General features: G+C 71.0%; 14 protein-coding genes. 11 read left to right on the top strand and 3 right to left on the bottom strand.

The genetic code is table 11. The features are described from left to right. Window positions 1-69: 69 nt before the first annotated feature. From ACLBXP_RS03980 to ACLBXP_RS03970, 3 genes are read left to right on the top strand one after another with little or no spacing between them, the layout of a single operon-like run. The gene (locus ACLBXP_RS03980; RefSeq protein ID WP_447666276.1) at window positions 70-936 is read left to right on the top strand and encodes a Kdo hydroxylase family protein; all 867 of its coding nucleotides are present in this window, start codon (window positions 70-72) and stop codon (window positions 934-936) included. 12 nt (window positions 937-948) lie between these two features. After that, entirely contained in the window at window positions 949-1248 is a 300-nt protein-coding gene (locus tag ACLBXP_RS03975) for an antibiotic biosynthesis monooxygenase family protein (RefSeq protein WP_447666275.1), read from the top strand. Window positions 1249-1303: 55 nt separating this feature from the next. Beyond that, window positions 1304-1495 carry a hypothetical protein gene (locus ACLBXP_RS03970; RefSeq protein WP_447666274.1) on the top strand — a complete coding sequence of 64 codons (192 nt, stop codon included), beginning with the start codon at window positions 1304-1306 and terminating at the stop codon, window positions 1493-1495. Window positions 1496-1523: 28 nt separating this feature from the next. Here the strand turns inward: ACLBXP_RS03970 and ACLBXP_RS03965 are convergent, their stop codons facing one another. Beyond that, window positions 1524-3341, bottom strand: coding sequence for an alkaline phosphatase family protein (locus ACLBXP_RS03965; protein WP_447666273.1), 1818 nt, complete (start codon window positions 3339-3341; stop codon window positions 1524-1526). Between the two features lie 132 nt (window positions 3342-3473). Here ACLBXP_RS03965 and hemC point away from each other — a divergent pair, with 132 nt between their 5' ends. Then, on the top strand, window positions 3474-4397 hold the full coding sequence (gene hemC, locus ACLBXP_RS03960) for a hydroxymethylbilane synthase (RefSeq protein WP_447666272.1): 924 nt from the start codon (window positions 3474-3476) through the stop codon (window positions 4395-4397). Between the two features lie 3 nt (window positions 4398-4400). Here hemC and ACLBXP_RS03955 read toward each other — a convergent pair whose 3' ends face one another. After that, entirely contained in the window at window positions 4401-5468 is a 1068-nt protein-coding gene (locus ACLBXP_RS03955; protein WP_447666271.1) for a GSCFA domain-containing protein, read from the bottom strand. Between the two features lie 85 nt (window positions 5469-5553). Here ACLBXP_RS03955 and ACLBXP_RS03950 point away from each other — a divergent pair, with 85 nt between their 5' ends. Further along, window positions 5554-6591, top strand: a complete 1038-nt coding sequence (locus ACLBXP_RS03950) for a WcbI family polysaccharide biosynthesis putative acetyltransferase (protein WP_447666270.1) — start codon at window positions 5554-5556, stop codon at window positions 6589-6591. Window positions 6592-6614: 23 nt separating this feature from the next. Here the strand turns inward: ACLBXP_RS03950 and ACLBXP_RS03945 are convergent, their stop codons facing one another. Beyond that, on the bottom strand, window positions 6615-7022 hold the full coding sequence (locus ACLBXP_RS03945; protein ID WP_447666710.1) for a response regulator: 408 nt from the start codon (window positions 7020-7022) through the stop codon (window positions 6615-6617). 75 nt (window positions 7023-7097) lie between these two features. Here ACLBXP_RS03945 and ACLBXP_RS03940 point away from each other — a divergent pair, with 75 nt between their 5' ends. The 6 genes from ACLBXP_RS03940 to glmM all read left to right on the top strand — a co-directional run bounded on the left by ACLBXP_RS03940 (window position 7098) and on the right by glmM (window position 14010). Further along, a complete protein-coding gene (locus ACLBXP_RS03940; RefSeq protein ID WP_447666269.1) occupies window positions 7098-7460 on the top strand; it encodes an Hpt domain-containing protein in 363 nt (120 codons plus the stop codon). Window positions 7461-7748: 288 nt separating this feature from the next. Further along, window positions 7749-8258 (top strand): peptidoglycan-associated lipoprotein Pal, encoded by a 510-nt coding sequence (gene pal / locus ACLBXP_RS03935; RefSeq protein ID WP_447666268.1) that lies wholly within the window; start codon window positions 7749-7751, stop codon window positions 8256-8258. Between the two features lie 119 nt (window positions 8259-8377). Continuing rightward, on the top strand, window positions 8378-9340 hold the full coding sequence (ybgF, locus tag ACLBXP_RS03930; protein ID WP_447666267.1) for a tol-pal system protein YbgF: 963 nt from the start codon (window positions 8378-8380) through the stop codon (window positions 9338-9340). Window positions 9341-9443: 103 nt separating this feature from the next. Further along, window positions 9444-10547, top strand: a complete 1104-nt coding sequence (gene tilS / locus ACLBXP_RS03925) for a tRNA lysidine(34) synthetase TilS (protein ID WP_447666709.1) — start codon at window positions 9444-9446, stop codon at window positions 10545-10547. Between the two features lie 3 nt (window positions 10548-10550). Further along, window positions 10551-12473 (top strand): ATP-dependent zinc metalloprotease FtsH, encoded by a 1923-nt coding sequence (gene ftsH, locus ACLBXP_RS03920; RefSeq protein ID WP_447666266.1) that lies wholly within the window; start codon window positions 10551-10553, stop codon window positions 12471-12473. Window positions 12474-12669: 196 nt separating this feature from the next. After that, window positions 12670-14010: a phosphoglucosamine mutase gene (gene glmM, locus ACLBXP_RS03915; RefSeq protein WP_447666265.1), complete on the top strand. Its 1341-nt coding sequence runs from the start codon at window positions 12670-12672 to the stop codon at window positions 14008-14010. Window positions 14011-14251 lie beyond the last annotated feature (241 nt).

The raw sequence follows: 14251 nt of genomic DNA, 5'->3' as shown, positions 1-14251 counted from the left end.
AAAACGCAGGCTCCTTGGCAGCGCTGCCCGCCCTCGGCTACACCGCGAGCGCACCGGAGGCCGCCCCCCATGATCAGCCCGATCCTCACCGTCCCCGCCGCGGGCGCTCAGCCGGGCGGCCCCGCGCTCGTCGAGGCGCTCGAGGGCGGCGCAGTGCTGATGTTCCCCGACGTCGAGTTCCCGTTCTCCGACTTCGAGCAGCGCTTCGTCGAGCGCCCCTTCGCGGACGGCAAGGCCAAGAACGTCAACATCCGCGGCGAGACGGCCGCGCTGAAGGGCGCGGCAGGCACGGCGGAGGAGCAGGAAGCCCTGCGCCAGCTCCTCATCCGCTATCGGCGCTTCGCGCAGGCGCTGATCGACCGGCATCTCCCGGCCTACACCGGCAAGATCAGCCTCGCTGGCACCTCGTACCGGCCCTTCGACGTCGACCGGCGCAAGCTCAGCTGGCGGCGCGACGACACCCGCCTCCACGTCGACGCCTTCCCGTCGAACCCGATCGGCGAGAAGCGCATCCTGCGGGTGTTCCGCAACATCAACCCGAGCGGGCAACCCCGGCGCTGGCGGGTCGGCGAGGATTTCAGTGCAATGGCCGAGAAATTCCTGCCCCGCCTGCCGGGCTACTCGCCGCTCTCCGCCCGCCTGCTGGCGGCCCTGCGCATTACCAAGGCGCGCCGCTCCGAGTACGACCACCTGATGCTCCACCTGCACGACGCGCTGAAGCAGGACGAGGCCTATCAGGCCTCCGCCCCACAGGCCGACGTGGAGTTCCTGCCGGGCCAGACCTGGGTGACCTTCTCGGACCTCGTGATGCACGGGGCCATGGGCGGCCAGTACATGCTGGAGCAGACCGCCTACCTGCCCGTCGCTGCGCAGGCCGATCCGGCCAAGAGCCCGCAGCGCATTCTCGCGGCCAAGCTCGGCCGCGCCCTCCAGTGACGAGAGCCTGAGATGATCCTCGAAATCGCGCAGATCGACCTGAAGCCCGGAACGGAGGCGCAGTTCGAAGCGCGGATCGCCGAGGCGGCCGAGATCTTCCGGGTCGCGAAGGGCTGCCGCAGCTTCGCGGTGCGCCGCTCCGTGGAGAAGCCGCAGCGCTACCGCCTCCTCATCGAGTGGGAGACGCTGGAGGCCCACACGGTCGACTTCACCGGTAGCGAGCCGTGGACGCGTTACCGCGCGATGGTCTCGGAGTTCTTCGCGGCGCCGCCGAGCGTCGAGCACACCGAGCTCGCCCTGCAAGCATTCTGAGGCGCCCGCGAACGATCACGCCGCGGCAGGGTTCACCCCACAGAAGGAGTGAGCCATGCCGAAGCAGACCGATGCCACCATCCGCAAGGACGAGCGGGAGGGCCTCGCCGACCAGAGTCTCGGCGCCAGCCGGCGCCCGGCCGGTGCCCCCGCCGGAGGGCCATCCGAGGGGCGGGCGAGCGCGGAAGGGGCTGCCGGCACGCCTGGGGGCGAACCCCTCGCCGACGAGCAGGCGCCGCGGGACTGAGCCCGCGCCGCGGGCCTCGGCCGAACGTTCAGCGGGTGCCGTCCGGGTCCGCGAGTCCCACCGTACGGCCCGGGATACCGGCGGCGTCGAAGTACCGGGTGTCGCCGATCGCCTGGTAGTCGAGCACCATGCGCAGGCCGCCAGCGCTGGGCTCGGAGACCTCGCGACCGCGGCGCCACTCCGGCATCGCACCGCCCGGCAACGCCTCGCTCATGACGCGGCTGACCAGGGTGCCGCGCCCCTGGGGCGCCAGGCCCATCAGGTGCGCGATCGTCATGCCGATATCCGCGTTGCTGGTGGGAGCCTCGTCGCGGAAGCCCTTGCGGAAGCTCGGTCCGGCGGCGGCCATGAAGTTGCCGGTGTCGGCGCGGCTGAAGGAGCCGTGCATGCCCTGGCCCTGCTGGAGGCGGGTGTCGGCGACCTCGACCGCGCAGAGGGTGGGCTCGGCGCAGCCCGTGGTGAAGCTGCGGAAGCTCACGGCGATCGCGGGCATCGGCGTCAGCGCGGAGCCCTTCAGGTTCACGGCCGAGAGCGGCAGCGTGCCGGGTATTCGCCCAAGGGCGTCGTCCACGAAGATGCCGCCCACGTAGTCCTGGGCGAATAAGGCCTCCACGACGCGCGCGGCGAGAGCGGGTTCGCCCTTCGGCAGGTAGATGAGGTCAGAGCCTCCGTTGGCGGCGACAACGAGGTCGGGTGCGCTCGGATCGGCGCCGATCAGGCCGTTGCCGAACTTCGGATGGGTGCCGGCTGGCACCGGCCTCGCCTTTTCGTCCGGATCGGCGAGCGGCAGGCCGAGGGCCGCGGCGAGGTCGATGGCGACGAAGCCCGGCGGCAGGAAGCCGGGCGGCACGGTCTTGTAGGAGGCCCGGGCGGCGGGGCTCGTCGTGCTCTCCTTGGAGATCGTCGAGAAGCCGTGGTCGGCCGACACCACGATATCGGTCGTCTCGGCGAGACCGAGGGCGGTGAGCGCCGCACGGATCTGCGCCAAGTTGTCATCCACGTTGCGCAGGGCCGCCTGGGAGGTCGGGCCGTTGATGCCGGGCTCGAGCTTCAGGAACCCGTCGCCATGGTTGTGCTGCGTGCCGTCCGGGTCCCGCGACCAGAACACCACGAGGAACGGTTTTCCGTCTCGGCGGAACTTCGGCAGGACGCCTCGCGTCAGCACGTCAGCGAAGTAGCGCTGCTGCGCGACGTTAGCCTCCTGGGTGCCGGGGGTCGCGAAGTCGCCGGGCTTGCCGTTCTCGCCCCGGGTCGGCGCCGCAACGGGCAGCCCCAGCCGGGCGAGATCCGCGGCGAGCCAGGAAGCCAGCGGGATGCCCTTCTGCGTGCCGGTCTGGTCGTCCACCGCCACGTTGAGTTGGCCCGTCCGCTCGGTGTGGTCGAACAGCAGCGTGGGGCCAAGCTTGCCGATGGTCGCGGTATTGTAGCCCTTGGCGCGCGCCGCCTTGAGGAGGGTGTCGGCGTCCAGGTAGTCGCCCGCGAAATGGGCGTCGACGTCGCCGAGCACGTGGTCGAACTCGAGGAAGGGCGTCACCGAATCACCGGCGCCCGGCACGGGGAAACCCGTGTAGATGGTGTTCGAGTAGGTGCCCGTGTCGCCGATGTGATGGCCAGTCGCCATGGCCGAGGCATTCGGCATGGTGAAGGTCGGGAACAGGGCGTGGCTGTTGGTGAACCGCACGCCCTCGCTCTGAAGCGCGTCGAGGGCCGGCGCACGCTCCCGCGTCACGGCGAGGCTGCGCAGACCGTCGGGAATGAACAGGACGACGTTGTGGGGCGCCTCCGCGGCGTGGACCGGCAGGCCGAGCCCGCCGGCGAGCGCGGCCGCGATCAGGGAACGGCGCATCGGAGACCTCGTTGCTTGCCGGGCCTGCATAGGCGGGGGGCCGTGACAGGTCCGTGACGGCCCCGCTCGTGACACGCGCGAGGGGCCCGGCTACGAGGGCAGGGACGCCCACGACGAGTCCAGCGCCGCACCATGACCCAGCGCCCCCTCCGCATCGGAACCCGCGGCAGCCCGATGGCGCTCGCCCAGACCGGCATGGTCCGCGACCGAATCGTCGCGGCCAATCCCGGCCTCGAGACCGAGATCGTCGTCATCACGACGATGGCCGACAAGGTGCTCGACCGCCCGCTCTCCGAGATCGGCGGCAAGGGCCTGTTCACGAAGGAGCTGGAGCAGGCGCTCTTCGCCGATCAGATCGACGTGGCCGTGCACTCGATGAAGGACGTCGAGACCTGGCTGCCCGAGGGCCTCGTGATCGCCTGCATCCTGGAGCGGGACGACCCGCGGGACGCGTTCCTGGCCCGCGACGCGGACGGGCTCGCGGACCTGCCGGCCGGCGCACGGGTCGGAACCTCCTCCCTGCGGCGCGGCGCACAGGTGCTGATGCGCCGGCCGGACCTGCGGATCGTGCCCCTGCGGGGGAACGCCAACACGCGCATGCGCAAGCTCGAGTCGGGGGAATGCGACGCCACGCTGCTCGCCCTCGCGGGGCTCCAGCGGCTCGGCATGGAGGACGTGGCGCGCAGCATCATTCCGGTGGAGGAGATGCTGCCGGCGGTCGCCCAGGGCGCCCTCGGCATCGAGTGCCGCGCCGACGACGCCGATGTCCGGGCGCTTCTTGCGCCCGTGTCCTGCGCGCGGACGACCGTAGCGATCGGCGCGGAGCGCGCGCTGCTTGCGGAGCTCGACGGGTCCTGCCGGACGCCGATCGCGGCGCTCGCGCGGATCGAGGGTGAGACCCTCAGCCTCGACGGCCTGCTGTTCCTGCCGGACGGGAGCCGCCACTGGGCCGCGTCCCGCACGGGCGCCGTCGCAGACGCGGACCGCCTCGGCCGCGAGGCCGGTGCTGAGCTCAAGGCGGCGGCGGGCGAGACCTACACCCGCCACCTGCAATAGGGGTCAGGCGACGCTGCGCTCGATCTGCTCCTCGTCGCAGATCACCCCCGCGGTGCCCTCGAACTCCGCCGAGAGGTCGGCCACCGCCCGCACCGGCGCCGAGGCGGCGCGGTCCTGCGCGAAGGTCGCGAGGAACGAGCGCATCACGTGGCGCACGCCCGCGTCGTTGATGGTCCGCTGGTCCTCGTTGTAGTAGCGGCCGGCATTCACGTTGCTCGTCACGATGTCGTAGGCCGGGAAGTAGACGGCCCGCGGGTCGCCCGCGGCGCAGACCTCGCCCGCTGCTACCCGCAGCACCGACTTCGAGTAGCTGTTCGACTCCATCACGTGCCGGTCCATGTAGGTGGCGATCATCGGTACGGGCGAGACCGTGAAGATCACCCGCGCGGTCGGGTTGACGCTCCAGAGCCGGTCGAGGAAGGCGCGCAGGTCGCCCAGGACCTCGGCCGCGCCGGCATTCACGCACTCGTAGAGGTCGGGGTCGAACACCCCCCCGGCCACGCCCGGGGCGAGCGGCAGGGCCGCGCCGTCCGTCCGCCAGCGCCAGCCCTCGGTGAGGCCGAGGGTCAGCACGAACACGTCGAGGGTCTCGAACAGGCGGCGCACCTCCGCGAGGTGCGCGTCGCGGGCCGCGACCACCTCGGCCTCGCTGGCAAAGCCCGCGGGCTCGACGGTCGGCCGGAACGGATCGACGAAGCGGCCGTCCTCGCGCGTCCAGGCGGTCAGTTCCGGCACGTAGCGGCCGTAGGCGCGATCGAAGAGCTGCACGAACTGGCGTGTGTAGTAGAGGTTGCCGTAGCGCGCCGAGAACGTACCGAACTGGCGCTCGTGCGCCTCAGCGGCGCTGGTGCCGGCGGGGGCGGTCTCAGTTACGTAGTAGTTGAAGCCCGCCTCCCGCAGGGCGTCGGCGACCCGCTGCGCGAAGCAGGAGCCGCCGGTGGCTACCTTGTCGGTGCGGCTGATCGCGAAGGTGTGCTGCGGGCGCGGGTCGACCGCGAAGGGTGGGACGTTGGTCACGACCTTGCGCCAGAATCGCTCGGCCGGTAGACCGCTGTAGGGATTCAGAGCCATTCCCGTTCCTCTTGTCACGACACCCGCGCCGCGGGTCCGCACGCCGGCGGGCGCACGGAACGGCGCTTCAGGATCGGCGCCTCACGTGGCCCTGCTTACCCTGTCCCGGCGCGCACTCAACGGCCTCACCGTGTCGGTGCCCTCCTTGTCGCGCCTTTCCTGGGCGACACCGTGGCGCGCCCGCGCCGACGCGGATGCGGGCAGGACCGGACCGAGCATCGCGGTGATCGGCAATTGCCAGGCCCGCGGCGTCGCGCAGGCGATGCGTCTTCTCGCCCCCACGAGCCCGGTCCGCTTCTTCCAGATGGCCTGGCTGAAGCGCGAGCACGGCAACGTCGAGGGGCTGGCGCGCGTGCTCGCCGGCTACGACCACGTCTTCTCCCAGGTGCTTCCCGAGAGTCTGCTGCCCGGCGGCGGCATCGCGGGCCTGCGCGCCCGCGACCCGCGTGTGACGCTGTTCCCGACCCTCGTCTTCCCGGCCTATCACCCCGACATGGTCTACGTGGGCGAGATCGCCGACCTCGCCCAGCTCCGCCTCGTACCCTCGCCGTTGGGTCAGTACCACTCGGCGATCGCGCTCGCCGCCTACCGGAGCGGCCTCGGCGTCACCGAGACCGCGGCCCTGTTTCGCGAGGACGTGTTCCGGCGGCTCGGCTACCTCGACATCTGGAGCAACGCCGTCCAGGACCTCGTCGGCAGCGCGGCGGCGATCGGGTTCGGGCTGGAGCGGGAGATGATCCGCTGGTCGCGGCGGGGCAACTTCATGCACGTCATGAACCACCCCAAGGCCTTCGTGATCGGCGACATCGCTCGGCGCCTGCTGGAGGAAGCGTCCTTCAGCCCCGAGCCCGTCGAGATCGAGGATTACCTCGGCGACGAGCTCGCCCGCGACGTGGTCTGGCCGGTCTACCCGCCGGTGGCCGAGACCTACGGCCTCACGGGCTCCTACCTGTTCAAGCGCAAGCAGAAGGGCACCACCTTCCCGCGCCTCTACGACCTCGAGGGTTTCCTGGCGGCGAGTTTCGCGATCTACCGGACGCGGGCGCCCGAGACGCTCGGCTGCCAGCGCGTCGAGGTCTGGCTCGCGATGCCGGAGGTGGCCGCGATCTTCGCCCGTGGCTGAGGGCTGAGCTGCGGTCGCCGGCTTCAGGCCACGGCTTGCCGGCGGGCGACGGTTGTCCGCCTGCGGGGCGTCTCGGCCATCATCCGCACCAGCGCCGTGACGGCGGCGAGCTGAAAGGGCTTGCGCAGGAACAGGCTGCCCGGCACCTCTCGCCGGTCGAGGCCGGCCTCGGTCGAGGCATAGATCACCGGCCGGTCGGGATGGATCAGCCGGTAGGCTTCCGCCACCGTCCAGCCGTCGATGAGGCCCGGGAGCTTGATGTCCGTGAGCAGCCAGTCGATGGCCGCGCCCTGCTGGCGCAGCAGCGTCAGCGCCGCTTCGCCGCTGGACGCCTCGACGACCCGCACGCCCTCCTGCTCGCAGAGGGTCGCAAGCATCTCCAGGAGGAGGTAGCTGTCCTCGACGATGAGGACGCAGGGAGCGGCGTGCATCGACATGGGCCCGATTGTGCGTGCCGCGAGTGAACGCTAGCGTGGTTAAGATTTCCTGAAACGGGGCCGGGCGGCATGAACGACGACGGGGCCGCCAGGGCCGCCGACGCGCAACACCCGGTGTTCGTTCCCGAGACCCTCGCCGAGCTGGAAGAGACCTTCGGCCGGCCGCGGCTGCTGAGGCTGCTGTCCGGCCTGCGCGAGGAGATCGCACGGCGCCTCGGCGCGGGCGTGACGTCGCCCGAGGCCATCTCACGGGACGCGCACGCCCTCGTCTCGGCGAGCGGCACCCTCGGGTTCGCGCGGCTTTCGGAGGCCTGCGCAGCGCTCGAACGGGCCTGTGCCTCGGACGCGAACGATACGGTCGAGGCCCTCGCTCGCGTGCGAACCGCCGCCCGGGAGGCCGTCACAGCGATCGACGATATCCAAAGAACCTGAGCACACCGGATCGAGGCCGGACCCGTTGCCGTCCTGCAACGTCGCGCCGGGAAGCGCGGTCGCGCCGCGCCGCGGCCCCATTCCGGGTGCCATGAGGCCACGCCATGTGCGGGGCGGCACGGCGGTGCCGATGCGGCCCTGTTCGAACGGTCGTCGACACCGGGCGTCAAGGTTGACGGAACCTTCGCTTAACCCGTCCGGCGTACAAGACCGCCACGCAACGACCCGCGGACCCGCCTCGAAGACCCGCTGCCGGCCTTCGGCCCCGCTCGAGGAGTGAATGAGACCATGCCTGCCATCGCGCGCTTCCGCCCGCTGCTGATCGGCGCCGCGCTCTGCGCCGCGCTGAGCGTCGGCGCCTGCAGCAACGACAAGGATCTCGCCGACGCCTCCGGCTTCGGAGCGGGTGCCGGCGGCGCCGGCGTCCCGGGCAGCGCGCAGGACTTCGTCGTCAATGTCGGCGACCGGGTGTTCTTCGAGTCCGATTCCACCGACCTGACGCCCACCGCGACCGCGACCCTCGACAAGCAGGCGGCCTGGCTGCAGCGCTACCCGCGCTACGCCTTCCTGATCGAAGGCCATGCCGACGAGCGCGGCACCCGCGAGTACAACTTCTCCCTCGGCGCCCGCCGCGCCCAGGCGGTGAACGACTACCTGGCGTCCCGCGGCATCGCGGCCGGCCGGATGCGCACGGTCTCCTACGGCAAGGAGCGACCGGTGGCGGTTTGCAACGACATCTCCTGCTGGTCGCAGAACCGGCGCGCCGTCACCGTCCTCGACCGCGGCGCCGGCTCCTGAGCGGAGCCGGCCTGCGGGCCGGCGCCGTACTTTTGCCGCGAGGCGGCGCATCTGATAACGGCGGCGCGCCGCCGGTCTTCCGCGGCGCACAATCGCCGCAACGACCGGTGCCCCACATCATGCTCCGCCGCCTCCTTCTCGCGACCTGCCTCAGCCTCGGCCTCGCCGCCCCTGCGGGCGCTCAGGACGCGTCGGAATTCGTGGTCCGCCTCGGCCGCCTGGAGAACCAGTCGCGCCAGATGGCCGGGCAGATCGAGACCCTCCAGTACGAGAACCGGCAGCTCAAGGAGCAGCTGCGCAAGTTCCAGGAGGACGTCGAGTTCCGCCTCCAGGAGGGCAAGGGCGGTCGCCCCGCGGCCGCGCCCCCGCCCGCCGTCAACGGCGGCAACCCGGGCTCGGGCAAGCCGCAGAAGCGCGGCGACGCCTTCGACCCGTCCCAGAATCCGGGTGCACCCGGCACCCCGATGCAGCTCGGCACCACGGCGCCCTCGGCCCCGGTGCCGCCCGCCGTCGCGGCAGCCCCGGCCGTCGAGCCGCGTGCCCTGCCGATGCCGAGCGGCGCCATCGACGAGGCCGAGGAGGCGGAGGGCGCGGGCGGCTACGGTGAGCCCGTCGACCTCAGCCCGCCCGCCCGCGTCGGGACGACCGGCGCGTTGCCGAGCCGACAGTCGAGCGTCGCGGCGACCGGCAGCGGTGACGCCCGAAGCGACTTCGAGGCGGCAGTCGCCCTCGTGCACGAACGCCAGTTCGAACAGGCCGAGATGAGCCTGCGCCAGTTCATCCAGTCGCACCCCCGCGACGCCCAGGTGCCAGCCGCGACCTACTGGCTCGGCGAGAGCTACCTGCAGCGTAACCGCAACCGCGAGGCGGCCGAGCAATTCCTGAAGGTCTCGACTGACTACGCCCGCTCGTCGCAGGCGCCCGAGGCGATGCTGAAGCTCGGGGCCTCCCTGAACGCCCTCGGGGCCCGCGAGCAGGCCTGCGCGACGCTGGCCGAGCTGGAGCGCAAGTTCCCCGGGGCCGGCTTGAACGTGCGACAGGGCGTGGTCCGCGAGCAGAAGCGCGCCCGCTGCGCGGCGTGAGGCTTTCGGTCTCGCGCGCACCCGGATCCGACGCGTGTCACCCGCGACGCCCGACGACCGGGTGAGATTGCGGGACGATCGCATCGCCGCAGCCCTCGCGGCGATGCTCGACCATCACGGGCACGACGCTCCCTGCCTCCTGGCGGTCTCGGGTGGTCCGGACTCCACCGCGCTGATGCACGTGGCGGCCGCCGGTGCGGGCGGATCCTACCACGTCGCTACCGTCGATCACGGCCTGCGCCCCGAATCCAGCTCGGAGGCCGAGGCCGTCGCACGCGCGGCGTCCGGACTGGGCCTCGTGCACCACACCCTGCCCTGGACAGGGGAGCGCCCGACCAGCGGCCTGCAGGCCGCGGCCCGAGCTGCCCGCTACCGCCTGCTCGCCGCCTGCGCCGGGAAGATCGGCGCACGCCTCATTCTCACCGCCCACACCCGGGACGATCAGGCCGAAACCGTGCTGATGCGGCTGATCGCCGGGAGCGGGCTCGAAGGCCTCGCCGGCATGTCTGCGATGCGAAGCCTCGGGCCCGGCCTGCGCCTCGGCCGTCCGTTCCTCGGCATTCCGAAGGCCGATCTCGTCGCCTGGTGCGATGCGCGGGGTATCGGTTACCTGCGCGATCCGTCGAACGCCGATCCGCGCTTCGCCCGGTCCCGTCTCCGGCGGATGATGCCGATCCTCGCAGCCGAAGGGCTCGGGACTGCCCGCCTCGCCCGACTCGCGGAACGCGCCACCCGGGACGAAGCGGCCTTGAAGCAGGCGGCTCGCGCCGCCCTCGACACCGTGCGCCACGTGGGGCCCGGCCCGGCGCTCCACATCGACGGGAGGGCTCTCGTCGCTCTGCCCGAGGCGGTGGTGTTACGCCTCGTTGACCTCGCGCTCGGTGACGCTGGCGGCGAGCCGGTCCGCCGACTCGAGCGGCTGGAGCGCTTGGTCCTGACCGGCCTGCTGCCGGCGCTCCGCGAGGGCCGACCCCTCCGCCGGACCCTGCGCGGCCTCGTCGTCGCGGTGCGCGCCGACGGGCTGGTGAGCCTGCGCCCGGAGCTGCCCCGGCGGTCCGATCGGCCGGCGCATCAACCCTGCCGCGAAGCGGGTGCCGCAGGGGGCCCTGAATTACTTGGCAAGGGGAGGGGCGCTGCCTACATTGACGAGGCGTGCGCGGCTGGATCGCCGACATCGGGCGAGGGGCCCGCACGCTCCAAGGATTAGTCGATGAACCCGAACTTTCGCAATTTTGCCTTGTGGGTCGTCATCTTCCTCCTGGTCCTCGCGCTCGTGACCCTGTTCCAGAACCCGGGTCACCGCGGCGGCGGGAGCGAGATCGCCTACAGCCAGCTCCTGAACGACGCGGACGCGGGCAAGATCCAGACGGTGGTGATCTCGGGCCAGGACGTCAGCGGCACCTACGTGGGCGGCGGCAACTTCACGAGCTACGCGCCGAACGACCCGGGCCTCGTCTCGAAGCTGCAGGGCAAGGGCGTGCAGATCACCGCCCGCCCGCCGTCGGACAACACGCCCTGGTTCATCCAGCTGCTGGTGAGCTGGCTGCCGATCCTCGTCTTCATCGGCGCGTGGATCTTCCTGTCGCGTCAGATGCAGTCGGGCGCCGGCCGGGCGATGGGTTTCGGCAAGTCGAAGGCGAAGCTCCTGAACGAGGCCCACGGCCGCGTCTCCTTCGACGACGTGGCGGGCGTCGAGGAGGCCAAGGAAGATCTGCAGGAGATCGTCGAATTCCTGCGTGACCCGCAGAAGTTCCAGCGCCTCGGCGGCCGCATCCCGCGCGGCGTGCTCCTCGTCGGCCCCCCCGGCACCGGCAAGACCCTGATCGCCCGTGCGGTGGCGGGTGAGGCGAACGTGCCGTTCTTCACGATCTCCGGCTCGGACTTCGTCGAGATGTTCGTCGGCGTCGGCGCGAGCCGCGTCCGCGACATGTTCGAGCAGGCCAAGAAGAACGCCCCCTGCATCATCTTCATCGACGAGATCGACGCGGTCGGCCGTCACCGCGGCGCCGGCCTCGGTGGCGGCAACGACGAGCGCGAGCAGACCCTCAACCAGCTCCTCGTGGAGATGGACGGGTTCGAAGCCAACGAGGGCGTGATCATCATCGCGGCCACGAACCGGCCCGACGTGCTCGATCCGGCGCTCCTGCGTCCGGGCCGCTTCGATCGTCAGATCATGGTGCCGAACCCGGACGTCACCGGCCGAGAGCGCATCCTGCGCGTCCACGTCCGCAAGGTGCCACTGGCGCCGGACGTCGACCTGAAGGTGATCGCCCGTGGCACCCCCGGCTTCTCGGGCGCGGACCTGATGAACCTTGTCAACGAATCGGCCCTGCTCGCGGCGCGGCGCGGCAAGCGCATCGTCACGATGCACGAGTTCGAGGACGCCAAGGACAAGGTCATGATGGGCGCCGAGCGGCGCACCCTGGTGATGACCGAGGACGAGAAGCGCCTCACGGCCTACCACGAGGGCGGCCACGCCATCGTCGCCTTCAACGTCCCGGCGACCGACCCCGTCCACAAGGCGACAATCATCCCCCGCGGCCGGGCCCTCGGCATGGTGATGCAGCTGCCCGAGCGCGACAAGCTGTCCATGAGCTTCGAGCAGATGACCTCGCGCCTCGCGATCATGATGGGCGGCCGCATCGCCGAAGAGATGACCTTCGGGCCGGACAAGGTCACGTCCGGTGCGCAGTCCGATATCGAGCAGGCGACGCGGCTCGCCAAGATGATGGTCACGCGCTGGGGCTTCTCGCCCGAGCTCGGCACGGTCGCCTACGGCGACAACAACGATGAGGTCTTCCTCGGCATGTCGATGGGCCGCCAGCAGACGGTCTCGGAGGCCACCGCCCAGAAGATCGATGCGGAGGTGCGCCGCCTCGTGGAGGCCGGCCTCGAGGAAGCCCGGCGCATCCTTGCCGAGCACAAGGACGACCTTGAGGCGCTCGCCCAGGGGCTTCTCGAGTACGAGACCCTCTCGGGCGAGGAGATCCGCAACCTGCTCGCCGGCCGTCCGCCGGTCCGGGACGGCGGCGACGTTCCGCCAACGCCAGCTCGCGGCTCCTCGGTGCCCTCCGCCGGCCGCGGCCGGCCGCGGGAGAAGGACGGCGGCCTGGAGCCGCAGCCGCAGGCCTGAGCCATTGGCAAGAAGGAACGAGGAGGGCGCCGCGAGGCGCCCTTTTTCGTGCGCGGTCGCTGGCTCCCGGCCGCAATTCGACCGTGATTCTCGCCGAGCGATTCACCACACCGGCAGGCCGGAACCGGGACGGACCGGAAATCTGATAGGCTGACAGTCCCGTGGGCCCGAGGTCCCGGCAGGCGGAGAGTGGACCTTGCGCAAGTACTTCGGGACCGACGGCATCCGTGGCCGGGCCAATGGCGTGATCACGCCGGAACTCGCCCTCAAGGTTGGTCAGGCGGCGGGCCTCGTGTTCCAGCGCGGCGACCATCGGCACCGGGTGGTGATCGGCAAGGACACGCGGCTGTCCGGCTACATGATCGAGACGGCGCTCGTCGCCGGGTTCACCTCGGTCGGCATGGACGTGCTGCTGCTGGGCCCGATGCCGACCCCGGCCGTTGCGATGCTGACCCGCTCCATGCGGGCCGATATCGGCGTTATGATCTCGGCCTCGCACAACCCCTTCGAGGACAACGGCATCAAGCTGTTCGGGCCGGACGGATTCAAGCTCAACGATGAGGTCGAACGCGAGATCGAGGCGCTGATCGACGGTGAGTTGCACAAGCGGCTCGCCGGCTCGCGCGATCTCGGCCGCGCCAAGCGCATCGAGAGCGTGCATGCCCGCTACATCGAGTTCGCCAAGCGGACGCTGCCGCGCCAAGTCACCCTCGACGGCTTGCGCGTCGTCGTGGATTGCGCGAACGGGGCCGCTTACCGGGTCGCCCCCGAGACCCTGTGGGAGCTCGGGGCGGAGGTCATCGCTATCGGCGTCGAGCCGGATGGCTTCAATATCAACCGCGACGTCGGCTCGACGGCGCCCACCGCGCTTGCCAACAAGGTCCGGGAGTTGCGCGCCGACATCGGCATTGCCCTCGACGGCGACGCCGACCGGGTTCTCATCGTCGACGAGAAGGGCCAGCTCGTCGACGGCGACCAGCTCATGGGCGTGGTCGCGCGCTCCTGGAAGGAGGACGACCGGCTGACGCAGCCCGGGCTCGTGGCGACCATCATGTCGAACCTCGGCCTGGAACGTTTCCTGGGCGGCCTCGGCCTCAGCCTCGCCCGCACGGCGGTCGGCGACCGCTACGTGCTGGAGCACATGCGGGAGCATGGCTACAACCTCGGCGGCGAGCAGTCCGGACACATCATCATGTCCGACTACGCCACCACCGGGGACGGCCTGGTGGCAGCCCTGCAGCTCCTCAGCGTCGTCAAGCGCCAGGAGCGACCGGTCAGCGAGGTCTGCCACTGCTTCGACCCGCTCCCGCAGATCCTCAAGAACGTGCGCTACCGGTCCGGCGAGCCGCTGCGCCAGCAGGCGGTGGTGACCGCGATCGAGCAGGCCCGCGAGCGCCTCGGTAATGCCGGCCGCCTTGTCATTCGCCCCTCCGGCACCGAGCCGGTGATCCGGGTGATGGCCGAGGGCGACGACCGCAGCCTCGTCACCGAAGTGGTGGACGAGGTGGTCGACGCGGTGACCCGCGCCGCCGCCTGATCGGGGATGGGCGCGGCAGAGGTTTTCCGCGCGCAATCTGTACTCAGTACTGCTGCCAGGCGAGACCTGAGCGATGGATCATGTGCCTCCACGGCACGGTCCGACGCTTGGGGGATGGCGCAGCGCTACCCTCGGCCACGAGGCCCAAGACATGGCTGCGCCACAGGGTTAGGAAATCGCGCTGAACGAACCTGAAAGCCGATTGCTGCCGCAGTGCAGCGTCATGCGCCGTTCAGCCGAC

Source organism: Methylobacterium sp. A54F (assembly GCF_053346035.1).
The sequence above is the reverse complement of the archived record's forward strand: the minus strand, read 5'-3'. Positions and strand labels throughout refer to the sequence as shown.